This window comes from Mycobacterium sp. SMC-21, from assembly GCF_045310825.1.
Classification (GTDB): domain Bacteria; phylum Actinomycetota; class Actinomycetes; order Mycobacteriales; family Mycobacteriaceae; genus Mycobacterium.
On record NZ_JBJIAO010000002.1, the window covers coordinates 258,735 to 283,646 of the forward strand.

The 24,912-nt window shown below is 66.7% G+C and carries 31 protein-coding genes and 1 other RNA gene; 18 read left to right on the forward strand and 14 right to left on the reverse strand.

Annotated elements, in window-relative coordinates; translation table 11 throughout:
• Positions 1–154: 154 nt before the first annotated feature.
• Positions 155–964, reverse strand: a complete 810-nt coding sequence (gene hisN, locus ACJH6H_RS03155; RefSeq protein ID WP_212813631.1) for a histidinol-phosphatase — start codon at positions 962–964, stop codon at positions 155–157.
• Positions 965–1,008: 44 nt separating this feature from the next.
• Between hisN and ACJH6H_RS03160 the strand changes: the two genes are divergently transcribed.
• Positions 1,009–1,305 (forward strand): hypothetical protein, encoded by a 297-nt coding sequence (locus ACJH6H_RS03160; RefSeq protein WP_371824577.1) that lies wholly within the window; start codon positions 1,009–1,011, stop codon positions 1,303–1,305.
• 218 nt (positions 1,306–1,523) lie between these two features.
• Positions 1,524–1,880: a hypothetical protein gene (locus ACJH6H_RS03165; protein WP_212813633.1), complete on the forward strand. Its 357-nt coding sequence runs from the start codon at positions 1,524–1,526 to the stop codon at positions 1,878–1,880.
• Positions 1,881–1,915: 35 nt separating this feature from the next.
• Here the strand turns inward: ACJH6H_RS03165 and ACJH6H_RS03170 are convergent, their stop codons facing one another.
• Positions 1,916–3,292 carry an FAD-dependent oxidoreductase gene (locus tag ACJH6H_RS03170; RefSeq protein ID WP_212813635.1) on the reverse strand — a complete coding sequence of 459 codons (1,377 nt, stop codon included), beginning with the start codon at positions 3,290–3,292 and terminating at the stop codon, positions 1,916–1,918.
• Positions 3,293–3,442: 150 nt separating this feature from the next.
• Between ACJH6H_RS03170 and prfB the strand changes: the two genes are divergently transcribed.
• From prfB to ACJH6H_RS03205, 7 genes are read left to right on the forward strand one after another with little or no spacing between them, the layout of a single operon-like run.
• Positions 3,443–4,558: a peptide chain release factor 2 gene (gene prfB / locus ACJH6H_RS03175; RefSeq protein WP_053855950.1), complete on the forward strand. Its 1,116-nt coding sequence runs from the start codon at positions 3,443–3,445 to the stop codon at positions 4,556–4,558.
• Complete coding sequence (locus ACJH6H_RS03180; protein ID WP_212813637.1) at positions 4,551–5,549, forward strand: mechanosensitive ion channel family protein; 999 nt, start codon at positions 4,551–4,553, stop codon at positions 5,547–5,549. Before prfB ends, ACJH6H_RS03180 begins: the two co-directional genes overlap by 8 nt.
• Entirely contained in the window at positions 5,549–6,088 is a 540-nt protein-coding gene (locus ACJH6H_RS03185) for a hypothetical protein (protein ID WP_212813639.1), read from the forward strand. The genes ACJH6H_RS03180 and ACJH6H_RS03185 overlap by 1 nt, the downstream gene beginning before the upstream one ends.
• A 54-nt stretch (positions 6,089–6,142) precedes the next feature.
• Positions 6,143–6,832, forward strand: coding sequence for a cell division ATP-binding protein FtsE (gene ftsE / locus ACJH6H_RS03190; RefSeq protein WP_020102687.1), 690 nt, complete (start codon positions 6,143–6,145; stop codon positions 6,830–6,832).
• Complete coding sequence (gene ftsX, locus ACJH6H_RS03195; RefSeq protein WP_212813641.1) at positions 6,833–7,729, forward strand: permease-like cell division protein FtsX; 897 nt, start codon at positions 6,833–6,835, stop codon at positions 7,727–7,729.
• A 2-nt stretch (positions 7,730–7,731) separates the two neighbouring features.
• Positions 7,732–8,229 (forward strand): SsrA-binding protein SmpB, encoded by a 498-nt coding sequence (smpB, locus tag ACJH6H_RS03200; protein ID WP_212813643.1) that lies wholly within the window; start codon positions 7,732–7,734, stop codon positions 8,227–8,229.
• Complete coding sequence (locus tag ACJH6H_RS03205; RefSeq protein ID WP_212814730.1) at positions 8,226–9,071, forward strand: DMT family transporter; 846 nt, start codon at positions 8,226–8,228, stop codon at positions 9,069–9,071. The genes smpB and ACJH6H_RS03205 overlap by 4 nt, the downstream gene beginning before the upstream one ends.
• A gap of 9 nt (positions 9,072–9,080) precedes the next feature.
• On the opposite strand, the gene ACJH6H_RS03210 is transcribed toward ACJH6H_RS03205, so the two are convergent.
• Both ACJH6H_RS03210 and ACJH6H_RS03215 read right to left on the reverse strand, forming a co-directional pair.
• Positions 9,081–9,488, reverse strand: coding sequence for a VOC family protein (locus tag ACJH6H_RS03210; protein ID WP_029119569.1), 408 nt, complete (start codon positions 9,486–9,488; stop codon positions 9,081–9,083).
• Between the two features lie 20 nt (positions 9,489–9,508).
• A complete protein-coding gene (locus ACJH6H_RS03215) occupies positions 9,509–9,943 on the reverse strand; it encodes a helix-turn-helix transcriptional regulator (RefSeq protein WP_020102682.1) in 435 nt (144 codons plus the stop codon).
• An 81-nt stretch (positions 9,944–10,024) separates the two neighbouring features.
• Between ACJH6H_RS03215 and ACJH6H_RS03220 the strand changes: the two genes are divergently transcribed.
• On the forward strand, positions 10,025–10,879 hold the full coding sequence (locus tag ACJH6H_RS03220; RefSeq protein WP_212813645.1) for a maleylpyruvate isomerase family mycothiol-dependent enzyme: 855 nt from the start codon (positions 10,025–10,027) through the stop codon (positions 10,877–10,879).
• A gap of 114 nt (positions 10,880–10,993) precedes the next feature.
• Positions 10,994–11,365, forward strand: a transfer-messenger RNA (tmRNA) gene (ssrA, locus tag ACJH6H_RS03225).
• Between the two features lie 76 nt (positions 11,366–11,441).
• Here the strand turns inward: ssrA and ACJH6H_RS03230 are convergent.
• Positions 11,442–11,867: a PPOX class F420-dependent oxidoreductase gene (locus ACJH6H_RS03230; RefSeq protein WP_212813648.1), complete on the reverse strand. Its 426-nt coding sequence runs from the start codon at positions 11,865–11,867 to the stop codon at positions 11,442–11,444.
• Between the two features lie 139 nt (positions 11,868–12,006).
• Between ACJH6H_RS03230 and ACJH6H_RS03235 the strand changes: the two genes are divergently transcribed.
• Positions 12,007–12,477: a nuclear transport factor 2 family protein gene (locus ACJH6H_RS03235; protein WP_212813650.1), complete on the forward strand. Its 471-nt coding sequence runs from the start codon at positions 12,007–12,009 to the stop codon at positions 12,475–12,477.
• A gap of 19 nt (positions 12,478–12,496) precedes the next feature.
• Here ACJH6H_RS03235 and ACJH6H_RS03240 read toward each other — a convergent pair whose 3' ends face one another.
• The gene (locus ACJH6H_RS03240; protein ID WP_212813652.1) at positions 12,497–13,000 is read right to left on the reverse strand and encodes an allene oxide cyclase barrel-like domain-containing protein; all 504 of its coding nucleotides are present in this window, start codon (positions 12,998–13,000) and stop codon (positions 12,497–12,499) included.
• Between the two features lie 197 nt (positions 13,001–13,197).
• Between ACJH6H_RS03240 and ACJH6H_RS03245 the strand changes: the two genes are divergently transcribed.
• From ACJH6H_RS03245 to ACJH6H_RS03255, 3 genes are all read left to right on the forward strand, one after another.
• Complete coding sequence (locus ACJH6H_RS03245; RefSeq protein ID WP_212813654.1) at positions 13,198–14,220, forward strand: linear amide C-N hydrolase; 1,023 nt, start codon at positions 13,198–13,200, stop codon at positions 14,218–14,220.
• Positions 14,221–14,275: 55 nt separating this feature from the next.
• Positions 14,276–14,893, forward strand: coding sequence for a hypothetical protein (locus ACJH6H_RS03250; protein WP_212813656.1), 618 nt, complete (start codon positions 14,276–14,278; stop codon positions 14,891–14,893).
• Positions 14,894–14,973: 80 nt separating this feature from the next.
• Entirely contained in the window at positions 14,974–15,720 is a 747-nt protein-coding gene (locus ACJH6H_RS03255) for an alpha/beta fold hydrolase (RefSeq protein WP_406774195.1), read from the forward strand.
• A 19-nt stretch (positions 15,721–15,739) separates the two neighbouring features.
• Here ACJH6H_RS03255 and ACJH6H_RS03260 read toward each other — a convergent pair whose 3' ends face one another.
• Positions 15,740–17,176, reverse strand: coding sequence for a DUF4185 domain-containing protein (locus tag ACJH6H_RS03260; protein ID WP_406774196.1), 1,437 nt, complete (start codon positions 17,174–17,176; stop codon positions 15,740–15,742).
• 227 nt (positions 17,177–17,403) lie between these two features.
• On the opposite strand from ACJH6H_RS03260, the gene ACJH6H_RS03265 reads away from it, so the two are divergent.
• Positions 17,404–18,027 (forward strand): TIGR03085 family metal-binding protein, encoded by a 624-nt coding sequence (locus ACJH6H_RS03265; protein ID WP_406774197.1) that lies wholly within the window; start codon positions 17,404–17,406, stop codon positions 18,025–18,027.
• Positions 18,028–18,096: 69 nt separating this feature from the next.
• On the opposite strand, the gene ACJH6H_RS03270 is transcribed toward ACJH6H_RS03265, so the two are convergent.
• Positions 18,097–18,429 carry a hemophore-related protein gene (locus tag ACJH6H_RS03270; protein WP_020102663.1) on the reverse strand — a complete coding sequence of 111 codons (333 nt, stop codon included), beginning with the start codon at positions 18,427–18,429 and terminating at the stop codon, positions 18,097–18,099.
• Positions 18,430–18,669: 240 nt separating this feature from the next.
• Between ACJH6H_RS03270 and ACJH6H_RS03275 the strand changes: the two genes are divergently transcribed.
• Together ACJH6H_RS03275 and ACJH6H_RS03280 are read left to right on the forward strand one after the other, a co-directional pair.
• The gene (locus ACJH6H_RS03275; protein WP_318986043.1) at positions 18,670–19,278 is read left to right on the forward strand and encodes a GNAT family N-acetyltransferase; all 609 of its coding nucleotides are present in this window, start codon (positions 18,670–18,672) and stop codon (positions 19,276–19,278) included.
• A 28-nt stretch (positions 19,279–19,306) separates the two neighbouring features.
• Positions 19,307–19,999 (forward strand): YceI family protein, encoded by a 693-nt coding sequence (locus ACJH6H_RS03280; protein WP_318986044.1) that lies wholly within the window; start codon positions 19,307–19,309, stop codon positions 19,997–19,999.
• On the opposite strand, the gene mbtN is transcribed toward ACJH6H_RS03280, so the two are convergent.
• The 6 genes from mbtN to crcB (ACJH6H_RS03310) are packed head-to-tail and all read right to left on the reverse strand — an operon-like array spanning position 19,989 to position 24,885.
• Positions 19,989–21,158 carry a mycobactin biosynthesis acyl-ACP dehydrogenase MbtN gene (gene mbtN, locus ACJH6H_RS03285; protein ID WP_318986045.1) on the reverse strand — a complete coding sequence of 390 codons (1,170 nt, stop codon included), beginning with the start codon at positions 21,156–21,158 and terminating at the stop codon, positions 19,989–19,991. The two genes, ACJH6H_RS03280 and mbtN, sit on opposite strands and share 11 nt — an antisense overlap.
• The gene (gene mbtM / locus ACJH6H_RS03290; RefSeq protein ID WP_406774198.1) at positions 21,155–22,732 is read right to left on the reverse strand and encodes a long-chain-fatty acid--ACP ligase MbtM; all 1,578 of its coding nucleotides are present in this window, start codon (positions 22,730–22,732) and stop codon (positions 21,155–21,157) included. The genes mbtN and mbtM overlap by 4 nt, the downstream gene beginning before the upstream one ends.
• Positions 22,729–22,989: an acyl carrier protein gene (locus ACJH6H_RS03295; protein ID WP_406774199.1), complete on the reverse strand. Its 261-nt coding sequence runs from the start codon at positions 22,987–22,989 to the stop codon at positions 22,729–22,731. The genes mbtM and ACJH6H_RS03295 overlap by 4 nt, the downstream gene beginning before the upstream one ends.
• A 47-nt stretch (positions 22,990–23,036) precedes the next feature.
• Positions 23,037–24,128 carry a DUF190 domain-containing protein gene (locus ACJH6H_RS03300; protein WP_406774200.1) on the reverse strand — a complete coding sequence of 364 codons (1,092 nt, stop codon included), beginning with the start codon at positions 24,126–24,128 and terminating at the stop codon, positions 23,037–23,039.
• Positions 24,125–24,490 (reverse strand): fluoride efflux transporter CrcB, encoded by a 366-nt coding sequence (gene crcB, locus ACJH6H_RS03305; protein ID WP_318986048.1) that lies wholly within the window; start codon positions 24,488–24,490, stop codon positions 24,125–24,127. Before crcB (ACJH6H_RS03305) ends, ACJH6H_RS03300 begins: the two co-directional genes overlap by 4 nt.
• Complete coding sequence (gene crcB, locus ACJH6H_RS03310) at positions 24,487–24,885, reverse strand: fluoride efflux transporter CrcB (RefSeq protein WP_226518952.1); 399 nt, start codon at positions 24,883–24,885, stop codon at positions 24,487–24,489. Before crcB (ACJH6H_RS03310) ends, crcB (ACJH6H_RS03305) begins: the two co-directional genes overlap by 4 nt.
• Between the last annotated feature and the right edge of the window lie 27 nt (positions 24,886–24,912).

The following is a 24,912-nucleotide window of genomic DNA, read 5'->3' on the forward strand; positions in this document are numbered from 1 at the left end:
CGACAGCCTCGCGTCGTTGGGGCAGTGCGCTATGACCGTATCTTACTCCGGAGTAAGGTACGACGCTCGTGTTATCAACTTCACATTCGAGGACTCGGTGGCTGATGCACGAAAACCCGCGCTGAACGCGGGTTTTCGGGCACAGATTCCGTAATCAGGAGAGGGCGGCGAGCACTTTTTCGTGCAATAGACCGTTGGTCGCGACCGCGCTGCCGCCGTGCGGCCCGGGTGTGCCGGCCAGGTTGGTGAACGACCCGCCGGCCTCCCGGATGACGACGTCCAGCGCCGCCAGATCCCAGAGCTTGACCTCCGGTTCGACGGCGATGTCGACCGCGCCCTCGGCCAGAAGGCAGTAGGACCAGAAGTCGCCGTAGGCCCGCACCCGCCACACCGCATCGGTCAGTGCGACGAACGCGTCGCGCCGGTCTTCCCAACCGGTGGTCAAATCCGAGTAGGACAGGCTCGCGGCGTCCAGTGCGTCGACGCCCGACACCGAGATGGGGCGCGTCCGCCCGCCGAACGAACTGAACGCACCATCGCCGGTGCCGGCCCACCACCGGCGTCCGAGGGCCGGGGCGCTGACGACACCGACGACCGGCACACCGTCCTCGAGCAACGCGATCAACGTCGCCCACACCGGCACGCCACGGACGAAATTCTTGGTGCCGTCGATGGGGTCGATCACCCACTGCCGGCCCGCGAAAACCGCTGTGCCCCCGTACTCTTCGCCCAGCAACGCATCGTCCGGCCGGGCCGCCGCCAGCGTCTCGCGCAGCACCCGTTCCACGGACTGGTCGGCATCGGTCACCGGCGTCAGATCCGGCTTGGTCTCGATGCGCAGATCCAGCGCGCCGAAGCGGTCCAGCGTCACGGCATCGGCCTGATCGGCCAGGGCCAAGGCCAAAGTGACGTCGTCTCGGCGGGACGCGCAATCCGCTGCGCTACTTGCTTGGGTGGCACTCATGAGTGCAGTCCTACCATGAGTACGTGTGGGAATTCGTCGTGCTCATCGTCTTGCTCGGAGCGCTCGTGTTGCTGGCCGCCCCATGGCTGCGGCGGACGCGGAGCGGGGAGAGCGGGACGTTGTTGATCACCGGCGTCAGTCCCCGCCCCGATGCCACGGGGGAGCAGTTCGTCACCGTCGCCGGCGTCATCAACGGCCCCAGTGTCAACGAGCATGAGGTGTACGGCCGGATCGCCATCGATGTGGCCGAGTGGCCCGCGGTGGGTCAGTTGGTGCCCGTCGTCTACTCGCCCAAGAATCCCGACAACTGGAACTTCGCGCCCCACGCTCCGCAGGCGTAGTCCGCCGGCCTGCCGGCCCTGTCCCTCATAACGGTCCGGCCGTTTGCTCAGCTTCGGCTGAAATTTCCGGCGATTGGGCCATTTCGGGTATTTCCCTGTGCTAATAGATTCACTGTGCGATGGGCCAGCTATCGCATCGAGCTTGCTGGGCTAGTGGCGCACAGCGCTCGGATCCGACCATCGGACAGAGTTTTCCGCAGAAGGGGACCAGAACGCACATGCCCGAGTCTCAGATGTTGTCGACCGGTAGCGCCATCAAGATGATCGGGGTGGGCCTGGCGGCGGGCGGATTGATGCTCCTCGCGCCGGCCGGCCTGGCATCGGCCGACGGCGGGCCACTCGACGGGTTGGGTGGCGCGCTGACCAACGAGGTCGGTTTTGCCCAGCACTTCACCACCCACAACATCGGGGGACTCGAGGGCATCGCCGCGATCAACGCCGGCGGACTGCAGGCCGGCGTGGGGTCGCTGAGCTCGGGCGTGCTGTCGGGGTCGACGGCCACGTCGTCCCTGCTCAATTCAGGCGGCAACCTGACGACATTCGCGGTGCAGGGCATCCTGCGGCCCGGCCACTAGGCAGCCGGGGGAGCGCAGCGGAAGCGCACCGCTGGTCAGCCGTGCGCGACCCGCAGCATGTGGGCCACATCTGTCAGCTTCACCCGCGGCCGGTTCTGGCCTTCGCCGGCCGACCGTTCGTGCGCGTCGATCAGGCGCCAATGGTCGTTGGTCACCAACGCGGGCTGCCGCGACAGGAACCAGGCCTCCAGATCCTCGGTGTGCGTGGACCCGAAGTCGGCCAGCTCGGCGCCGCAGATGTCCGCGATCAGGGTGTTGACGGTGTCCTGCGAGTCCTTCTTGTTGCTGCCGATCACACCCGACGGCCCGCGCTTGATCCAGCCGACGACGTACTCGTTTCGGCTGCCCTCGACCCGGCCGTCGGTGTGCGGGATGGTCGCCGCACGCTCGTCGAACGGCAGGCCCGCGGTCGGGACGCCGCGGTAACCCACGGCACGCACCACCAGCTGCGCCGGCAGTTCTTCGCGATGACCGCTGTCCTTCGCGACGATCCGGCCGCCTTCGTCGACCAAGTCGTTGTGGCCCAACACGATCGACTCGACACGATCGGTGCCCTTGATCTCGATCGGCGACGTCTGGAACTTGAACACGATGCGGCGCTCGCGCCCGAGGGCCCCGCGTTCGGCGTAGCCGCGCAGAATCTTGATGTTCTGCCGCACGGTCTTGCCTGCCGCCTCCAGGTCGGCGTCGGTGATGCCGTCGACATCGGCCGGATCCACGATCACGTCGACGTCGGCCATGGCTGCCAAATCACCGAGCTCACGCAGTTCCAGCGTCGTGAACGGAGCCTGCAGTGGGCCACGCCGGCCGATGATCACGACCTCGCGGACGCCGCGGGCACCGAGGGCCGTCAGCGCGTGGTCGGCGATGTCGGTGGCCGCCAGCTCGCCGGGATCGCTGACGAGGATGCGGGCCACGTCCAGCGCCACGTTGCCGTTGCCGACGACCACGGCCCGGTCCTGCGTGACGTCGGGGTTCATGGCCGCGAAATGCGGATGCGCGTTGTACCAGCCGACGAAATCGACGGCGGCCACGCTGCCTTCCAGTTCCTCACCGGGGATGCCGAGCGGCCGGTCGGACTGGGCGCCGATGGCGTAGATGACGGCGTCGTACCGCTCCGAGAGCTCGGTGGCCTGCACGTGCTCACCGACGGTGATGTTGCCGAAGAAGCGGAACCGCGGGTCGTCGGCGATCTTGTCGAACTGCGCCGTCACCGTCTTGATCTTCGGGTGGTCCGGAGCCACGCCGGAGCGCACCAGACCCCAGGGGGTGGGCAGCATCTCGAGCATGTCGATGCGCACGTCGACCGGATCATCGGCGGCGGCCTTGGCATCGGCGAATTTCAACAGTGACGCGGCAGCGAAAAACCCTGACGGGCCGGATCCGACAACCGCCACATGGTAAGGGCGCATATGTATGGTTTGCCTTCTTGTTCTGCTCAGTGCGCGCAAGGGGCTGTCGCGACGCGGCCGAGCGGGCCTACAGGGCGATGCTAAACCGGTCTAAGCGATCAGGGCTCGCAATGTGAAAGTCCGTCTCACTGGTCGGTACCCTCATCCTTTGTGGACCTCGACCGTCAAGCCGACATTGCCGCCCTCGACAGCACCCTGACCACTGTGGAGCGGGTGCTCGACGTCGAAGGTCTGCGCGCGCGAATCGCCAAACTCGAAGACGAGGCGTCTGACCCCAAGCTGTGGGACGACCAGGCCAACGCCCAGAAGGTGACCAGCAGCCTGTCGCACGCACAGGGTGAGCTGCGCCGGGTCGAGGAGCTGCGCGGTCGGGTCGAGGACCTGCCCGTGCTCTACGAGCTGGCCGAGGAGGAAGAAGGCGCGGCCAAGACCGACGCCATCGCCGACGCCGACGCCGAACTGGCCAAGTTGCGTGAGGACATCGAGGCGCTCGAGGTTCGAACGCTGCTGTCGGGGGAATACGACGAGCGGGAAGCTGTCGTCACCATCCGCTCCGGCGCCGGTGGCGTCGACGCTGCCGACTGGGCCGAGATGTTGATGCGCATGTACATCCGCTGGGCCGAGAAGCACGGGTATCCGGTCGAGGTTTTCGACACGTCGTACGCGGAGGAGGCGGGCATCAAGAGCGCGACGTTCGCGGTGCACACCCCGTTCGCCTACGGCACGCTGTCGGTGGAGCAGGGCACCCACCGTCTCGTGCGGATCAGCCCCTTCGACAACCAGAGTCGCCGTCAGACGTCGTTCGCCGACGTCGAGGTGCTGCCGGTCGTCGAGACCGCCGACTCCATCGACATCCCCGAAGGCGACGTCCGGGTCGACGTCTACCGGTCCAGCGGCCCGGGCGGTCAGTCCGTCAACACCACCGACTCGGCGGTCCGGCTCACGCACATCCCGACGGGCATCGTCGTGACCTGTCAGAACGAGAAATCGCAGCTGCAGAACAAGGTTTCCGCGATGCGAGTGCTCAGCGCCAAGCTGCTGGAACGCAAGCGCCAGGAAGAGCGCGCCGAGATGGACGCGTTGAAGGGCGACGGCGGCAGCTCCTGGGGCAACCAGATGCGCTCGTACGTGCTGCACCCCTACCAGATGGTGAAAGACCTGCGCACCGAGTTCGAGGTCGGTAATCCGGCCGCGGTGCTCGACGGCGACATCGACGGCTTCCTCGAAGCCGGGATCCGCTGGCGCAACCGAAAAGAAGATGACTAACTTTTTCTCTCTCCAAGCCGCGAGCCAACCGCAATCGCTCGGTTGGTGGGCGCAGCAATGGCATGACTTCTGGCGCGGCTCGATCGGCGAGTGGATCATCACCCGCGGGCTGCGGATCGTCATGCTCGTCATCGCGGCGATGCTCATCGCGCGGTTCGTCGGCTGGCTGACGCACCGCGTCACCGCCCGCATCGACGAGCGTTTTCAGGAGAGCGACGCGCTGGTCCGGTCGGAGACCACCAAGCACCGGCAGGCCGTCGCCTCGGTGATCTCGTGGGTGACGATTGCGCTGGTGTCGGTGGTCGTGTTGGTCGACGTCATCGAAATCCTCGGCATCCCCATCGGTTCGCTGGTCGCGCCCGCCGCCGTGCTGGGCGCCGCGCTCGGCTTCGGTGCGCAGCGCATCGTGCAGGACCTGCTGGCCGGGTTCTTCATCATCACCGAGAAGCAGTACGGGTTCGGTGACCTGGTGTCGCTCACCGTCACCGGCATCGCGGTGCCGGCCGAGGGCACCGTCGAGGACGTGACGCTGCGCGTCACCAAGCTGCGCTCCAGCGACGGCGAGGTGTACACGATTCCCAACGGCCAGATCGCCAAGACCGTCAACCTGTCGAAGGACTGGGCGCGTGCGGTCGTGGACATCCCGGTGCCCACGACAGCGGACCTCGGCAAGGTCAACGACGTGTTGGGCCGGGTGTGCGAACGCGCGATGGAGGACCGCCAGCTGCGCACGCTGCTGCTCGACAAGCCCCAGCTGATGGGTGTGGAGAGCATCGAGCTGGACACCGTGAACCTGCGGATGGTGGCGCGGACGCTGCCCGGCAAGCAGTTCGAGGTCGGCCGGCGACTGCGCGTGATGGTCGTCTCCGCGTTCGGACGGGCCGGCATCGAGAGTCCTGCCGACCACGAGCCCGAAGTGGAGGCCATGGTGCATCCCGCCACGGTCGGCGGCGCCGCGGAACAGACCCAGGGTCCGGGGGACGAGCAGTGATGAACGCCCTCTCCCGTATCGCCGTCAAACGCGCCGACCGCTCCTGGCCCACCTACATCCTGGGCCGGGTCCGGACGTCCACGGTCGGCCTGATCGTGGCGTTCTTCGTGGCGTACTGGCTGCACCAGACCTACGCGCCACCGCCACCGCCGCCCCCGCAACAGCCCGCGGTGGTGCCGCCGGGCTTCGTGCCCAACCCCGAGTACACCTGGGTGCCGCGTACCGACGTGAACACCCGACCGAAGACGACGTACCGGCCGACGCCGACGGAGACCACCGAGACGCCGACGACCACCACGACCACGACCTCGAGCACGCCGACCACGACCACGACGACGGCGCCGCCCACCACGACGGTCATCACGCCGGCGCCGGGCCTGCCGCCCGTCACGCTGCCGTTGTTGCCCGGCATGGCCCCGGCACCGACGCCGGCACCCGCGCCGTCCCCGCCACCGGGACCGCTCCCGGCCGCGGCACCGGCGGATGGCCCGGTCACGACCACGATCATTTCGCCCGGCGCGGCACCCGCGCCGAGCTAGCGGCATCAGCCTCAGCCGTCACACCTGAGCGTCCGACTACACTGGCGTGCCGTGATGATCACCCTCGACCACGTGAGCAAGAACTACAAGTCTTCGGCACGCCCAGCCCTGGACAACGTGTCGCTCAAGATTGACAAGGGTGAGTTCGTCTTTCTCATCGGTCCGTCCGGTTCCGGGAAGTCGACGTTCATGCGTCTGCTGCTCGGTGCCGAGGTGCCGACCTCGGGCGACATCCGCGTCTCGAAGTTCCACGTCAACAAGCTGCCCAGCCGGCACATCCCGAGCCTGCGCCAGGTCCTCGGCTGCGTGTTCCAGGATTTCCGGCTGCTGCAGCAGAAGACGGTGTTCGAGAACGTGGCGTTCGCGCTGGAGGTGATCGGCAAGCGCCCGGACACCATCAACCGCATCGTGCCCGATGTGCTGGAGATGGTGGGCTTGTCGGGCAAGGCCAACCGGCTGCCCGGCGAGTTGTCCGGTGGCGAACAGCAGCGGGTCGCGATCGCCCGGGCCTTCGTCAACCGGCCGCTGGTGCTCCTTGCGGACGAACCCACCGGCAACTTGGACCCCGAGACGAGCAACGACATCATGGACCTGCTGGAGCGGATCAACCGCACCGGTACGACGGTCGTGATGGCCACCCACGACCATCACATCGTCGACTCGATGCGTCAGCGCGTCATCGAACTCGAACTCGGCCGCCTCATCCGTGATGAGCAGAGCGGCGTCTACGGAATGGATCGCTAAGTGCGCTTCGGCTTTCTCGTCAATGAAGTCCTGACTGGATTTCGTCGCAACGTCACCATGACGGTCGCCATGATCCTGACGACCGCCATCTCCATCGGCCTGTTCGGCGGTGGTCTGCTGATCGTCCGCCTGGCCGACCAGTCCAAGCAGATCTATCTGGACCGCGTGGAGAGCCAGGTCTTCCTGACCGACGACGTCTCGTCCAACGACCCCAACTGCGACGCCGACCCGTGCAAGTCGCTGCGCAAGCTGATCGACGACCGCAAGGACGTCAAGTCGGTGCGGTACATGAACCGGGACCAGGCGTACGACGACGCCGTCCGGCGCATCCCGGCGTTCAAGGACTACGCGAGCAAGAAGGCGTTCCCGGCGTCGTTCGTCGTCAAGCTCGACAATCCCGAGCAGCACAAGGGATTCGAGGACGCGCTGCGCGGCCGTCCGGGCGTGCGCCAGGTGACCGATCAAAAGGAACTGGTCGACCGGCTGTTCGGCATCCTCGACGGCATCAGTGCGACAGCCTTCGCGGTGGCGCTCGTGCAGGCCATCGCCGCGACCTTGTTGATCGCCAACACGGTGTTGATCGCCGCACGCACCCGCAGCACCGAGATCAGCATCATGAGGCTGGTGGGCGCCACCCGGTGGTACACCCAATTGCCGTTCTTCGTCGAAGCGTTGATCGCCGCGTTGGTCGGTGTGGTGCTTGCCGTGGTCGGGTTGATCATCGTGCGGGCGATGTTCCTCGAGGACGTGCTCAACCAGTTCTATCAAGCCGGCCTGATCGCCAAGGTCGACTACGCCGACGTCCTCGTGTTCTGCGCGCCGTGGATGCTGCTGCTGGGGCTCGGCATGGCGGGCCTCACCGCGTACGTCACGCTGCGCGCGTACATCCGGCGGTAGCGATGGCAAAGAAGAAGGACGACAAGGACAAGTCGGGCAACAACTCCGTCGTCGCCACCAACCGCAAAGCGCGACACAACTATTCGATCATCGACACCTACGAAGCCGGCATCGCGCTGGTCGGCACCGAGGTGAAGAGCCTTCGCGAGGGCCTGGCATCGCTGGCCGACGCGTTCGCCACCGTCGACGACGGCGAGGTGTGGCTGCGCAACCTGCACATCGCCGAGTACCACCACGGCACCTGGACCAACCACGCGCCGCGACGCAACCGAAAGCTGTTGTTGCACCGCAAGCAGATCGACACGCTGGTCGGCAAGCTGCGCGACGGCAACTTCACGCTGGTTCCGCTGAAGCTGTACTTCTCCGACGGCCGGGTCAAGGTGGAACTGGCGCTGGCCCGCGGTAAGGAAGCGCACGACAAGCGCCACGACATCGCCAAGCGCGATGCGCAGCGCGAGATCACCCGTGAGATGGGCCGCCGCTTCAAGGGCAAGATCTGACCGGGGTTCTGCTCGCGCTGCTGTCGGCGCTGGGCTACGGCATCAGCGATTTCGTCGGTGGGATCGCGGCACGGCGCGTCGCGGCACTGCGGGTGGTGCTGGTGTCATACCCCATCGCCGGGGTACTGCTGACGGTGATGGCATGCGTTGTCGGCGGCCAGGTTTCGTCGAACGCGGTGCTCTTGGGTGTGTCGTGCGGCGTGCTGCAGGCGTTCGGAATCTGGTGGTTCTACGCCGCGTTGGGTTCCGGACCGATATCCGTCGTCTCGCCGTTGACCGCGATCCTGGTGTCGGCAGGGCCGATCGCCGTCGGCGTCGCCATGGGGGAGCGGCCCAGCGGGCTGGCGATCGCCGGGATCGCGCTGGCGTTGGTCGCCGTCGCGCTGGTGAGCGCGCAGGCCACCGATGAGGACGAGACGCCGCACCGGTTCACGGCCAAGGTCGCCTGGCTGACCGTCGGCTCTGGATTGACCTTCGGGCTCAGCTTCGCCGTGATCCACCAGGTGCCGCACGACGCGAAGCTCTGGCCGTTGGTGTTCGCCCGCTTCGCGGCCACCGCGGTCGTGATGATCGCCGCGGTGGTGACCCGCAATTTCGCACTGCCGGCCGGACATCCGCTGAAGCTCGCCCTCATCGCGGCGGGACTCGACGTCATCGCGAACGTCGCGATGCTGCTGGCGCTGCAGGCCTCGATGCTGTCGTTGGCGAGCGTGCTGATCTCGCTCTATCCCGCGGCGACCGTCGCCCTGGCCATGGTGGTGCTCAAAGAGCGGGTTCGGGCCTGGCAGGCCGTCGGCATGGTGCTGGCGTTGGGCTCGGTCGCGATGATCGCCGCGGGATAGCCGGCAGCACTACAGCTGGTTGATCCGGATCAGGTTGCCCGATGGATCGCGAAATGCGCAGTCGCGCACGCCATAATCCTGGTCGGTCGGTTCCTGCAGCACGTCGGCCCCCGCCGCTTCCAGGCGCGCGAACAACGCGTCCAGGTCATCGGTGGCCAAGGTGACGGCGCCGTAGGAACCCTTGGCGATGAGCTCCAGGATGGTGCGACGCTCGTCGTCGGTGATGCCGGGGTCGGCGGCCGGCGGGTGCAGCACGATCGACGTGCCCGGCTGTCCGGGCGGGCCGACCGTGATCCACCGCATGTCTTGGTAGCCAACGTCTTTGCGCACCTCGAAACCGAGATCGTCGCGGTAGAACTTCAGCGCGGCCTCGGCGTCGGTATGGGGCAGGAATGCGTAGTGAATCGAGATGTCCATGCCCGTCACGGTAGTGGCGGTCAGTGCGGCGGTGCTTCTTGATTCCTGATCGGTCTGGTGACCTGCCGGGCCAGACAGGCGGGAATGCCGTCGGCCGCCTGCGAATGGTCGCGGCGGTACACACTCGGCGCCACCCCGACGAGCTCGGTGAACCGCGTACTGAACGTGCCCAGTGATGAAAAGCCAACGGCGAAACAGACATCCGTCACGCTGAGGTCGCCGCGACGCAGCAGCGTCATCGCCCGCTCGATGCGCCGCGTCATCAGGTACGAGTAGGGCGATTCCCCGTAGATGCGCCGGAACTCGCGGCTCAGGTGACCGGCCGACATGTGCGCGCCACGGGCCAGGTCTTCGACATTGAGCGGCTTGGCGTACTCCCGGTCGATCCGGTCCCGCACCTTGCGGATCACCGTGATGTCCCGCAGGCGTTGCGCCTCGGCCCGGTCGTCCCCCATATGGCCATCGTCGCATGACCGAATTGGGACGCATCGCGCAATTCCCGGTGCGGACGGGTCCGCTCGTCGTACGGTCAGCCGGTGAGCAGCTCAACGCGACCCGTGACCGTCCTGGAAAAATCCGACGTCTTGCCCGCCCTCTTCGGGGTGTGGGACGACCTCGACAAACTGCTGGCCACCATCTCCGAAGCAGAGCTGCTGACCACGCAGACCGAGCTCCCCGGCTGGCATGTCCGTGATGTCGTCGCGCACATCATCGGCACCGAGCTCATGCTCAAGGGCGAACCGGTGCCGGAGGCCGACATGGACGTGTCCGAACTCGACCACGTGCACAACCCCATCGGTGTGATGAACGAATGCTGGAACCGGTCGATGGCCGCGCTCTCGAGCGCCGAGCTGTTGGAGAAGTTCCGCGCCGTCACCGACGAGCGGCGGGCCACCTTGACCGCGATGTCGGACGAAGAGTGGAACACCCCGACGATGACGCCGGCCGGACAGGACAGCGTCGGTCGCTTCATGCGGATTCGGACGTTCGACTCGTGGATGCATGAGCAGGACATCCGGGAATCCGTCGCCCGCCCGGCGCCGGACGCGGCATTGCAGAAGCCGGAAGCGCAGCTGTCGCTCGACGAAATCGAGACGATGATGGGCTTCGTCGTCGCCAAGCGCGGGGGAGCGCCGGCCGGATCGCGGATCGCCATCGAGCTGACCGGACCCATGGCGCGCACCATCCGGGTCGCTGTCGGTGAGCGGGCGGCCGTCGTCCAAGACTTCGGCGGCGCCGAGCCGACCACGGTGATACGGATGGACGGCTGGCAGTTCACGCGGCTGTGTGGCGGGCGTCCGCTGGGCGCGGTGCGCCCGGTCGCCATCGAGTTCGAGGGCGACGCCGAGGTCGGACGGCGCATCGTGGAGAACCTCGGTTACGTCATCTGACCTGGTCGGACGGCAGCACCGGGCCTCGTATACGCGCTCGGAATAATGGCTTGGCGTTCGCCGTTGGGTCTGGCGTAAGATTGTTGGTCCTGCCGAAAGTCGGCGGGGGTGCGAGGGGCTGAACGGTTTCGACTTCGCGCATCGAATCAAGGGAAGCGTGCCGGTGCAGGCAAGAGACCACCGTAAGCGTCGTTGTAACCAATTAAGCGCCGATTCTCATCAGCGCGACTACGCCCTCGCTGCCTAAGTAGCGACCGCGTGTCTGTCAGACCGGGAGCGCCCTCGGCCCGGACCCTGGCATCGACTAGAGGGACCCACCCACGGGGCCGGTCGCGGGGCCCGTGGGGACATCAAACAGCGACTGGGATCGTCATCTCGGCTTGTTCGCGTGACCGGGAGATCCAAGTAGAGGCATAGCGAACTGCGCACGGAGAAGTCTTGAGGGAATGCCGTAGGACCCGGGTTCAATTCCCGGCAGCTCCACCAGAAAGGCCCGGCTCGAATACGAGCCGGGCCTTTTCGTTTGACTGCGTCGCTGGGGTCTTGCCGGCAAGCCCCGGGCTCAGACGTTACGGATGTCGGGTTTGAGCAAGTGGGGTTCGGTATCGGTGTCGTCGATGCCGAAGCTGATGATGCGACGTGGCGTGATGCGGATGATCGCCGAATCGAGGGCATCTCCGGCGGGGCCGCGCTGTCCTGGCGTTGCCACGGCCTGCTCTGCGGTGCCGCGAATCTCCAGGCAACGCACGCGCCACGGGTCGCGAGAGGCGATGTCGTCGACGACGAAGGCGACCTTGTCGTGGTGGGCGAGGTTGCGGAACTTCCGGCTCTTGGCCATGTTGTAGCCAGAGATGTCGATGGTGCCGAGTTCTTCGTTGTAGGTGAAGCCCACCGGGCTGACCTGCGGTGTGCCGTCGGGCTGGATCGTGGCGAGTCGCCCGAGGTCTGCCGCCTTCATGAATTCGATTTCGTGTGGTTTGAAGGACATGCATGCCACGCTAGAACCTCAACTTAGGTTCAGGTCAAGCCCCGCATCACCGCACGCTTCGTAGTTTCGATACCGCCATGTGGCGACCTGCATTCCGTATTTCCGTGACAGAAACTGAAACACGTTCTAGTCTCTGGGCATGGGTAACCTGGAGGCGATCGCTGACATTCAACGACTCAAGTACCGGTACTTCCGGTCCTTGGACCTCAAGGAGTGGGACACCTTCGGGGACTGCCTCACGGCAGATGTCGTCACCCGCTATGGCACACACGCGATGGGTGAGCCGGTGCACTACGAGGGACGCGACGCCGTCGTCGACTTCATGCGAACCAACCTCGACAACGGCATCGTCACGACCCATATCGCCAGCCACCCCGAGATCGAACTCGACTCCGACACCACGGCGCACGGGTCGTGGGTGTTCGAGGACACCGTGATCGTGCCGGGGCACGCGATGATCCGCGGCTCGGGCTACTACTCGGATACCTACCGCAAGGACGAGGACGGTGTGTGGCGGATCGCCGGCACCGGGTACCAGCGCATCTACGAGGCGCTCACGTCGCTGGAAGATATGCCGAGTTTCAAGCTGCTGGCGAACCGCTGGGCCTAGTGCTCGCGCGTCGCGGCGCTCAGTTCGTCACGTTCAGCACGAAGTTGGCATCGGTCTGATTCGGCACCTCGGGCGGTACTTGCGCGGTGCCGTCACCGCGGGCCTTGCTGTACTTGCCGCTGCCTCCGACGATCGAGACAGGCAGGGTTTCGCCCTTGCTGAACACGGCGGCGCGGTCGGCCAGCATCTGGATCGAAATCTGACCACCCTCGAGGATGAAGGTCTCGGTGCACGAGACGTCACCTGCCGTGGCATCGCCGCTGACGGTTGTGCACACTCCTGCCGTCCGCCCGAGCGTCGTGCCACCCTGGCGATCGATAACGTCGCCGGAGAAGATGAACTGGTCGCCGGGACCCTCGCCGGGGGTTCCGAGATCCACGCTGGTCTGCCCGGTGTCGTGCTCGTAGAAATGCAGCGTCGTGACCGCCGATGCCGGGTCCTTCCCATTTCCTCCGGAGGAACAGGACATCGTCAGCAGCAGGACCGGGATCAGCACGGCCGTCGTAGTACGCAACATGTTCATGTCGCTTCCGCTCGGAGGGGTGAATAGCTACCGATGTCCGCAAACCATCGGCTGACCGGCGAGACCTCCTCACCCATGCAATCAGCTGCGAGTTCCCTGTGAGGAACAGTTGCCTGCTGAGCATCCCACGCGCGGCGGGCAATTGATAGCAAACGATTCAGCATTCGACGCGCGCGGGCAAAGTTAGGCTTGCTCCGATGTGCACTCGAGTCATCTGGCCTGACGCAGGCGATGCGGTCCTGGTCGGCCGCAACATGGACTTCCACCGCGACCTCATGACCAACCTGTGGAAGCAGCCGCGCGGCGTGAGCCGTGACGACGGCGTCACCGGCAAGCTCACCTGGACCTCGAAGTTCGGCAGCGTGATCGCGACCGCCTTCGACATCATCTCGGTGGACGGCATCAACGAAGCCGGACTGGCCGGGCACGTGCTGTGGCTGGCCGAATCCACCTACGGCACACCGGATGACACCCGGACCCAGTTGAGCCAGGCGATCTGGCTGCAGTACTTCCTCGACAACTTCGCGACCGTGGCCGAGGCCGTCGCGTGGATCGACGAGACCGACGTGCAGGTGGTCCAACTGGACGACCCCACCGGTGGCGACCCGCCCACGATTCATCTGGCACTCGACGACGCCACCGGCGACTCGGCGATCATCGAGTACCTCGACGGCCGGCCGAAGGTCTACCACAGCAAGGATTTTCGGGTGATGACGAACTCGCCCACCTTTGATCAGCAGCTCGAGCTGGTGAAGAAATTCGAGGGCCTGGGCGGTTCGGAGCCGCTGCCGGGTTCCACGTTGGCGTCCGACAGGTTCGCGCGCGCCAGCTATTACGTCGGCCGGCTGCCCACTCCGTCCGGTCAGGTCGAAGCGATCGCGAGCATGTTCTCGGTGATCCGCAACGCCGCCCAACCCTTCCGGATACCGGATCCGGGCAAGCCCGACGCGTCGCAGACCATCTGGCAGGTGGTCATGGACCTCACCAACCGGCGCTACGTCTACGAATCCACCACGCGTCCCAACATCGTGTGGGTCGACCTGGCGGACCTCGACTTCAGTGTGGGCAGCCCGCAGCTCAAACTCGATCTGATCGGCGACCTCGCCGTCGAGGGCGGTATCGCGGGAAACGTCAGCAGCAAGTTCAAGGACGTAGGGCCCATGACCTTCCTGTCGTTGCCACTACTGCGCGAACTCGAGAAGGCGAACACGGCGGATTGACCGGCACGTCCGCTATTGCCATGACGTGCCGTTGACGCTCTGACACGCTGTCCGGATGGACCTCGTGTGGGGTGTCGTCGCGCTGACCGTCGCGACGTTAACGGTGCTGCTGGCGGTGCGCCGCGTTGTGATGGCCGTCAGCGGCCTGGTGTTCGCGCGCTATGTCGCCGTCGGCGGGCTGGCGGCGTTCACCGTGCACCGCGACGCCGTGGCCGATGACACCTACCGCGTGCGGTTCGAGGTCGGTGGGCCCGCGGTGTTTCACAACGTGACGGTGCAGCTGTTCGGTAGGCCCGAAGGCGCGGCACCACCACCACCGGCGTTGCGCCACACCATGATTGCCGGCGACGATCCGATCGACTGGACCTTCCGGCTTCCCGACGCTGCGGCCGCGCAGACGTGGGTGGTTGTCACCTGGGTCCGGCCGTACCTGCAGGGCGTCGAATCCGAGCCGCTCGCGCACTGGCTGCAGGCCGGCCGGCTGTACGAATGGCGTTGGTACTCAGAGACGAACCGCTATGTGCGGACGGTCCTGCGATTCGTCGCTCGACGGTGGTCCGTGGGCGGGGAGTCGTTGCGCGAGTTGCCGCTGTACGGGCGGTGGCGGCGTACCTCGTCGAACAACAGCGCCGATCTGTTGGGCCCGGCGGCCACCGCGCCACCGAGAACCTAGACATCGCGGCAACTGCTCGAGTACCGACGCCATTGACGAATTCGTGGCGATGACGATCGCGCCAGTGCCAGGATGGCCTCATGACCGTCGTTCTGGTGCATGGCAACCCGGAGACCGATGCGATCTGGGGACCGTTGGTCGATGCGATCGGTCGCGACGACGTGGTGCGCTTGTCGCCACCGGGATTCGGTGCTCCGCTGCCCGCCGACTTCTCGGCCACCTACCTCGCGTACCGGGACTGGCTCGAGGCCGAGCTGGACGCCATCGGGGAGCCGGTCGACCTCGTCGGCCACGACTGGGGCGGCGGCCACGTCCTGACTGCCGTCATGCACCGGCCCGAACTCGTCCGCAGTTGGGTGACAGACGTCGTCGGGATACTTGACCCGGACTACGTCTGGCACGACCTGGCCCAGGTGTGGCAGACGCCGGGGGAGGGCGAGCAGCTGGTCGAAACGATGCTCGGCGGCAGCGTCGAGGACCGTGCCTCCCAGATGGTCGCCCTGGGCATGCCGCTGGATGTCGCGACGGCCCTCGCCGCTGCGCAGGGCCCGGAGATGGGCCGGGCGATCCTGGCGCTGTACCGCTCGGCGCGCCAACCCGCGATGGCGGAGGCCGGGCGTCACATCGAGACGTTGCGGGCCAGGCCGGGCCTTGCGCTGCTGGCCACCGATGACCCGTACATCGACTCCGACGAAATCCGTTACCGCGCAGCCGAACGCGCGGGCGCACGCACCACGGTGCTCAACGGGCTCGGGCACTGGTGGATGTTACAGGACCCGGCGCGCGGCGCGGCCGCGCTCACCGAATTCTGGGCCACGCTCGACTGAACGCCAAAACCCAACCGGCTCAGGGCAGTACGGTGTGCAGCAGCATCACGTTGTACGCCGACCACAGCGACAGCGTGAAGTACAGGTCCCGACCGGTGGACCACGGGTGCAGGTACGGCGCGTAGACCCCACCCGGGAACTGCTGCGACGACACCACCAATTGCTCTGGGCCCCAAGGCCCTTGCGGCGTCGGGGCGGTACGGATCACCACGTCGGACAAGTTGTTGCAGTACATCACCAGGTATTGCTTGAGATAGGTGTTGTACTGCACCGACATCTCACCGACCGGGCCGGGAATGATCGGCGAGGCCGCAGCGGGGTTGTTGGGCACCCACGACTGGCTCTCGTTGTTCCAGTATTCGTACTTGCTCATGTCCGGCAACAGGTTCTGGGGCACCCGGGACACGTAGGCGTTTCCGACTCGGCCAGAAGGGGTTCCGTAGGAATAGATGTAGCCGTCGCTGCCCTTCAGGAAGGCGCCCTGCTGGAAGTTCTCGTTCCCCGGCAGGTACGCCACGCGCGGCACACTGTCGGGTGCCATCGGCCGGACGCTGCTGGGGTACACACCCCAGTTCTGGCCGTTGTCGTTGGAGACGGCGATCGCCGAGTAGTTCGTCGTCCACGCGCCGGCGCTGTCCCAGTTCTTGATCGACATGAAGCTGGCGTACTGCGTCTTGCCCACGGAGACACCGGAAGTCGGGATGATGCCCTTCTCGACAGGCGCCCACCGGATGGTCGGGATGGTCTGCTTGGCCAGATTCGGCTGCCACTCGGGTGAGCCCGAATAGGGGTTGGTCACCGAGCCGGGTGGGATGTGGATGCCGTGCGACAACGTGCGGTCGTTGGTGCGGAACATGGTGTTGTAGCGCCATTGCTGATTCGGGGTGGCGCAGTAGCCGTAGGTGTCCCCGAACATCATCAGCACCTGGTTGTTCACCGGGTCGCCGTTGTCCCACATGATGCCGAGGTCGGTGCCGGAGATGCCGAACCGCTGCAGGGTGTCGCCACCCGCGCTCTGGTCGCCGGTCACCCAGCCCACCAACGACGTGGTGCCCGCGTCGATGGCGGGCGCCGGCTCCGCTCCGGGCTGAGGTTGCGCCGCGGCGGGGGCGGGTTGTGCCGCGCGCGGTTGGACCGGCGGCTGCGGCACGCGGGGCTTGCCGGGCAGTACGCCGGCCTGCTGTTGCACGGTGCCCTGGGTGAAGGCGCTGAGCAGCGACCGGGACAACTTGCCCAGGGTCGGCAGCGGGGCCTTGTCGTTCGCGTTGCTCGGTCGGTGGCCGCCCGATGGCGGCCGCATGACGCCGCTCGAGGGCACGCCGTTCGGCGGCAGGACGCCCGCATTCGGGCCGGTGCACGGTTCGGCGGCTGCGCGCGGCGGCGCGATGCCGACTGCTCCACCGAGAACGACGGCAGCCGTCAAAGCCACCGATGCAATGCGAGGACGCGGCGACACGGTCACACCTTTCGGATGGCAGGCGGCGCTCGGACGCCAGCGAGGGGCTGTTGTGACCATAGTTAGCAATGAGGCTGTTGAGGCCCCCGCTGTGCGGATGGGTACCCATCTGTAACCACGTCGCGATCGTTCACCTGGCGTTTGCCTGGCGAAGGTGACCCGCGTCGCAGCCTGAACGCAGCGCTGGTGCCGCGCCGCCTGAGCGTCGGCCGACCTAGACTCCAGCCATGACTGTCGCCCAACGGGAACGCGCCGCACTCGTCGAATCCCTCCGCGAGCACGGCCCCGATGCACCCACGTTGTGCGAGGGCTGGACCGCTCGTGATCTGGCCGCGCACCTGGTGGTACGGGAACGTCGGCTCGACGCTGCGCCCGGAATTCTGGTGCCGCAACTGGCCGGCTACACCGAACGAGTACAGGCGCAGGTGACCGCATCCACCGACTGGGAGAAGCTGGTCGACATGATTGCGGCGGGCCCGCCGCTGTACTCGCCGTTCAAGCTGCTCGACCCGTTCGTCAACGTGGCCGAGATGTTCATTCACAACGAGGACGTGCGCCGGGCCCAGCCGACGTGGGAGCCGCGGGAGCTCGACGACCGGCTGGTGTCCGCGTTGGCGGGGCAGGTCGCGACCATGGCGCGCATGGGGATCAAGAACGCCCCGGCGCGGATCGTGCTGGTGACACCGGACGGTCGCCGCCTGGCCGCGGCCGGCCGCGGCGCCGAGGTGACGGTGACCGGCGCGCCCGGCGAGCTGCTGCTCTTCGCGGCAGGCCGCGGCCCGGCTCAGGTGGCCTTCACCGGACCTGACGACGCCGTCGCCGCGGTCCGGGGTTCGAACCGCGGATTCTGACGTTCAGCGTCCAGAAAGCACAACGCGGCTCGATCCCGAAGGATCGAGCCGCGTCGAGTTGGCTTCTGCTCAGAAGTTGTTGCAGGTGTTGGCCACGTTCAGCACCAGGTCGGTGTACTGAGCGGCACCCGGGGTGTTGTACGCCCGCGTGATCAGGGCCTTGCGCTGCTGCGGACCGGAGGCGATCAGCTGGTGCAGGTAACCGACGCCGATCGGGTTCGCCTGCAGCTCGGCGGCCGCACCCGGGTCGAGGGCGGTCAGAGCGGCGATCACCTGCGGGTAGGTGCAGGTCGAGTACATGATCGGGGTGGGGTCCGGCTGAGCGGTGGCGACTGCGCCGCTGGCCATGACAGCGACCAGTGCCGAGCCCGCGCCGACCATCATCCGAGTGGTGAAAGACATTGTGTATTCCCCTCCCGCACCAGCTAACCGATGCGACCAAAGTGATTGATGACTACGTTAGCAGTTCTATCGACCGTCTGTGGCTGAGCGTTACAGCGTCCGAACAAGCAGTCCGCACGGGTTCTGGATGTGTCGGCGGCCGTAGCGGTGACGGTCCGGTGGGCAGGTAATCGACCAGGTGCCGACACCCTGATGTAGGCAAACCTAACCTAAACAAAATCGGGTAGGCTCCCCGCTGAAATGACCGAGATTGATCAGGGGCCGGTGCTACCGCGCGAGTTGACCTCACTGTCCGCTGAAGTGCGAGCGGTGGGCGCACCACCCGTGCCGCGGCTGGCAAGCCCGTGGGCGGTGCGCCTTGTCGACGCCGATGCCGACGCCGAGATGCTGTCCGAATGGATGAACCGGCCGCATCTGGCGGAGGCCTGGGAGTACGACCGACCGCCCGAGTGGTGGCGGCGGCACCTGCAGGCGCAACTCGACGGTGAGTACTCGCGGCCGCTACTGGTCAGCTACCAGGACAAGGCCATGGGCTACCTGGAGCTGTATTGGGCCGCCAAGGATTCCATCGCGCCTCGATACGATGCCGATCCCTACGATCTGGGGCTGCACGCCGCGATCGCGGACGAGCGCTTCGTCAATCGTGGGCTGGGACCGCTGTTGATGCCCCAGGTGTTGGCGAGTCTGTTCGAACTGGTGCCGTCGTGCCGTCGGGTGATGTTCGATCCCGACCATCGCAACACCGGCGCGCGACGGCTCGTCGAGCATGGCGGCGCCGAATTCCTCGGCGAACATGACATGGCCAACCGCAGGATGGCGCTGTACGCGTTGGCGCGCCCATCCAGCTGACGCCGAACCCGCCCTGTATATAGAGGGAGTGGCAAAAAGGCTTCTGCTGTTGCTGGCAGTGCTCGCCGTTGTGGGGGTGTGCGCGGGACCGTGGTTCTACCGAACCCAGATGGAAGGCGCACCGGCGCCGGCCCTGAGCCTGCCGTCCACGCACCGTCCGGCCAGCACGAACCTCGACGGTAAATGGATCGTTGCCGCGGGCCCCGACGACGAGGCCAACCGTTCCCAGGCGGGTTACCGCGCCCGGCAACAACTGCTGTGGGAAACCGTGACCGTGACCGGACGGACCAACTCGGTCAGGGGTGACGCCACGGTTACCGGTGGCACGCTGCAGGCGGCGAGCTTCGTCGTCGACGTGGCAACCATGCAGTCGCCGCACCGCGGCCGCGACGACAGGTTCCGCGGCACCGACGTGATGGATGCCGCCAAGTTCCCGACGGCCAAACTCGCGGTCCTCGATCCGGTCGATCTGTCGTCGGTCTCCGGCGACGGCATGCCCACGACAATGGAGGTTTCGGCGCAGCTGACGCTCAAGGGCGTCGCCCGCCAGGTCGCGGTACGGCTGGATGTGCAGCGGTCGGGCAACGGGGTTGTGGCCGTGGGCCAAATCCCCGTCACCTTCGCCGACTACGGCATCGTCCCGCCGGCGCCACCGGTGGGACTGCTCGCCGTCGATCCCATCGTCACCATCGAGTTCCTGGTGAATCTGGTCAAGCGATGAACGGTGACGACGTCACCGCGTCGTATCCCTCGTAGTCGGGCCGCATTCCCGCCGCCACGAGCTCCCAGAGCACCTCGTCGGTGCCGCCGCCGACCCGGGCGAGCTTCATGTCGCGCCACCACCGGCCCAACGGTGTCTCGTCCACCAGATATCCGGCCCCGCCGAAGATGTGCATGCATTCGTCGACGACCTCGACACCGAGCCTCGCCGCGGTGACCTTGATGGCCGCGGCCGCACGCAGATCCATGCGCCCCTGCGCGGCCAGGCCCGCCAGGCCGTAGCGCAGCAGATCGACCCGCGCGTGCAGGTCGGCCAGTCGCATCCGCAATGCTTGATGCTCGTACAAGGTATGGCCGAACTGGCGCCGTTTCATCATGCGGGCCAACGTGATTCCGATGATCCTGCGGCAGTTGGCCTCGATCTGACCGGCGACGGAAAGCCGCTCCTGCGCCAGTCCCCAGGAGATGGCGGCCAGGCCGGTACCCGCCCGCGCCACCAGAGCGTCGGCCGGCACCCAGGTGTCGATATGGACCGCCGCGGTATCGAGGGGCCCGGCGCCCACCTTGCGATAGGGCGTGCGTACCTCGACCTGCGCCGTCGGCACGGAGATCACGACGACGCTGCCGTGGCGGCTCTCCGGATCATGGTCGACGCTCCGGGCGACCACCATGATGTGATCGGCGATGGGCGACAGCGACACGAACTTCTTGGTGCCGCGGACCTCGAAACCGCCACGCGCGGAGACGACTTCGGTCTCGACGATCTGCAGATCGGAACCTCCGGACTCTTCCGACGCGCCGATGCACAATACGGCATCGCCCCGGATGGCCTGCTCGGTGATATCGCGCAGATAGTCGGACTTGCCGAACCTGCGCAGGATGGCGATGGCCGAGTCGTGCAGGCTCACCCCGACGCCGATTCCCGCGGATCCGAGCTTGCCCAACTCCCCGGCGAGGGCGAACACTTTTGCCACGTCCGGATGTTGGCTATCGCCCCACTTGGCGGCGAAAACCTCTGACCGGCCCAGGTATTCGATGAGCTTGCGCGGAAAGCGGTCGGTTTCTTCGGCTTCCGCGGTCCAGTCGCGGACCCGGTCGTCGAAGACCTCGCCCAGCAGTTCGCGATAGGCCTCGATGGTGCACGACTCGACCGTGGTCATGATCCCACCGTTTCCAGGGTGCGTCGGACCTCGAGGCGACGGAGTTTCCCCGACGAGGTTCGCGGCAGGGCGCCCGGTTTGAGGAACACCACGTCTGCCGGCACGATGCCGCACTCGGAGGCGACCAGGGACACCACTTGGCTGCGGGCGGTCGACTCGTCGTCGCCCTTGAACTCCGCGGCGATCACCAAACCCTGTCGGGCGCCGGAGCCCTCGGTGCCCACCGCCACGACGGCGCCCTCGCGCACGCCGTCGGCGCGGGCGGCCACCTGCTCGACCTCGGTGGGGAAGATGTTGCGTCCGGCCACGGTGATGAGTTCTTTGCGCCGGCCGCACACCACCAGGCCGTCGGCGGTGAAGTAGCCGAGATCGCCCGTGGCGAACCATTCTTCGCGATCGATGCGGTCCTGTCCGAGATAGCCCGCCATCATCGAGGTGCCGCGCACCTGTACTTCGCCCACTTCGCGTCCGGTGAGCTCGTGGGGCACGTCGGTGGGGGCAATGCGGACTTCCATGCCGTCGATGGGCCGGCCGAGCACCGCGTACCTGCGCACCGCGGTGTCGCCGTCGATCGACACGGTGACATCGTCGCACCGCAGTCCGCCACCCGGGGCGGGAACGGTTACCGCACAGGTTGATTCGGCGAGCCCGTACGACGGGCACAGGGCGTTCGCGTCGAAGCCGAACTTGGCCATCTCGGTCGCGAACCGATCGGTGCCGTAGCAGTCGACGGGTTCGCCGCCGTTGAGAGCGAATCTCAGTGCGCCCAGGTCGACATCGGTGACCAGGCGGGCGTACTTGCCGAGCAGCCCGAACGCCATGTTGGGCGCCGCGGTCATGGTTGCCTTGCTCTCGGTCAACCACTTGAGCCAGTTGAACGGCGACGCGGAGAACGCGGTGGTCGGCGCCTGCCACAGCTCGCCGCCGCCGAGTGTCATGGTGAGCATGAACGCCAGGCCCATGTCGTGGTAGATCGGCAGCCACGAATGTCCACGATCGGCGTCGGTGACATTGATCCGCGCGACCAGTCCACGCAGGTTCGCCAACGCCGCGTCCGCGGGGATCTGCGCCGTGCGGGGCGTGCCGGTCGATCCCGCCGTGCCCTGCAGGATGCCGAAGTCGGCGGTGCGAGAAGGTACGAAGGTTGTCGAACGACGTTCGTGGGCAACGGTATTGACGTCGTGCAGTTCCACATCGGTGGCGCCCGTGCGCAACAGGTCGAGATGCTTGCCGTGGCTCAGCACTGTGCCGATGCCGATACCGGCGAACCTGTTCAGGGTGGTGGCGGCCCAGGTGGCCGTGTCGGCGCCGCGTACCGGCCCGGGCAGGATGGACACTGCGGCGCCGGCGAAGATCGCGCCGTAGATGGCTGCCAGGAATTCCGCCGTGGGCTCGCCGACCAGCCCGATGCGGCTTTGTCCGTCGATGTGTGCGGCGACGTTCTCGGCCCGGGCGTGCACCTCCTGCCAGGGATGCCGTTGCCAGTCAGCGGTTTTCGGATCGAGCGTCACCAGGTCGCGCGTGGACCGCGTCATCACCGCGGACAGGGCGGAGGCGAGGCTGGAGGCGCTCATGAGCGTTGGGCGGTAGGGAGTTTCGCGGCGATCGCGTCTTCGAGGTCGCCGACGGTTTCGCTGCTGAGCAGGTCTTCCTCGGACAGTGCGACGCCGAAGCGGTCTTCGATTGCGACCATGCCCACGGCGAATGCCACCGAGTCCAAACCGACATCGTTGATGAGCCGTGATTCGCGGGTGACGCGTTTGATGTCCACGCCCATGTCGTCCCGCATGATCTTGGCCAAGCCAGTGCTTACCGATTCAGTTGTCTCCATGTCGAGGGACCGTAGTCGACCGAAGGGGTTTAGGCTAGGCTTACCTTCTAGGCAATGAAGTGGCCCAGACTGGTACCGCCGTCCCGGTTTCCGTTGTCGATGGAGACCAACGCCGGCACGCGTTCGCAGGTGACCACTCCGTGCTCGGCGGTCACTTCATCGATGAGATCGAAAGCGGTAGAGATGTTTTCCGGAGTATCGACCACGATGGTCGTGACGGGAACCTGACGGCCGAGCTGAAACAGTCTGTCGCCATGCGGCTTGCGCCGGTCATGGAAGCCCCAGATACCGCGCAGGACGGTGACGCCGCGGCTGGCCTCGATGCCGCGCAGGCGGCGCACGATCTCGCGGTGCACCGGCTCGCCGCCGTGCAGCGTGTCCTCGGTGGTGTACACCATGAGCTTCTGCCACAACGGAGTTCCGTCGGCGTCGTACGCCGGAAGCGCACCCGGGCGGGCCAGTAGTGCCCCCGCCTGCTTGCAGAGCTCGGCCCGCTCGACCGTCACCAACGGGTCGGGCAGCAGCCGCTCCAGCTCCGGCAGGACCGCGGCGGCGCGGTCGCCGTCGCCGACCGCGATGATCATGACGGGAACGTCCAGGTTGCGGTTCAGGAAGCGGGCGCGCTCACGGCGGCCACGGACCGTGCCATCGACTCCGAGAAAGACCGAGGCGCAGGCGAATCCGTTCCGGTGGAGCAGGTCGCACACCGCGATGTGGGCCGGCCGGCCAGCGATCCGGTGCTGGCGGCCGACATAGACGGTGAGCTTGGTGTGGTGGGGCGAGCGAAGCGACGGGAATGAGCTCGCGCCGGCCTTTGCGGTGGTGAGCAGGCGAGCGCGTTCGAGCGTGACCAGTCCGCGCGTCGTCAGTTCCGCTGTTTGCTCGGCCAGTGCGGCGATCTTGTCGGCGGTGTCCACAGCGGCGATGGCGACCGGCAGGTCCTCGGACTGACTCAAGGTCTGGTCGGTGCGCAGCTGGTGCCGCGGCCCGAATCCCGCGATGCCGCGCAGCACCACGCTGGTGGCGACGTTCTCGGCGGCGTACAGGTCGAGCAGCTCCTCGGCCAGGAACCGGCCGGAAATACGTTGCCGCTCACCGAAATACGTCGTGAGTTTCAGGTAGTCCGCTGCTTCGCTCACAGCAGGCCACCCATCCAGATTCCCAGCGCCGCGGCGGCCAGGCCCAGCACCACGCTCGCCACGATGTTGGCCAGGGCGAACCAGACCTGTCGCTCCTCGCCGAGGCGTTGTGTCTCCAGCATCCACGTCGAGAACGTCGTGTAGGCGCCGACGAACGCGGTGCCGGCCAGCAGTGCGACGTTGGGACTCAGCGCCAGGCCGCCGAAGAAGCCGAGCAGCCAGGCGCCACTGAGGTTCACCACGAAGGTGCCGAACGGGAAGCTGCTGCTCTTGCGTTTCGACACCGCGCGGTCCACGAGGAACCGCGACACGGCTCCCACGCCACCGATCAGCGCGACGCCCAGCCAGATGACCGCCGTCATGCCCGCACCCGAACCCGTCGCACCAGGACCGTGGCCAGGTACACCGCGGCCAGTCCGGCGACGATGCTGGCCACCGTGTAGCCCGCGGCCAGTCCGTAGGCGCCGTGCTGGAGCATCCGCACCGTCTCGACCTGCATGGTGCTGAATGTGGTCAGGCCACCGCACACGCCCGTGCCGAGCAGGGGGCGCTGGTAACTCGACACCGGCAACCGCTCCAGCAGCCGGGTGGTGAAGTAGCCGAGCAGGAAAGCGCCGACGATGTTGACGACGAACGTCGGCCAGGGCCAGTGCGCGGGATGGGGTGCAGCGAAGACGGCGAGTGCGGCGCGCGCGACGGTGCCGATGGCGCCCCCGACGAAGACGGCGGCCAATTCTCGGTTGTCGTGGCCGAACATAGGGCAAAAGTATGGTGGCCGAACGCC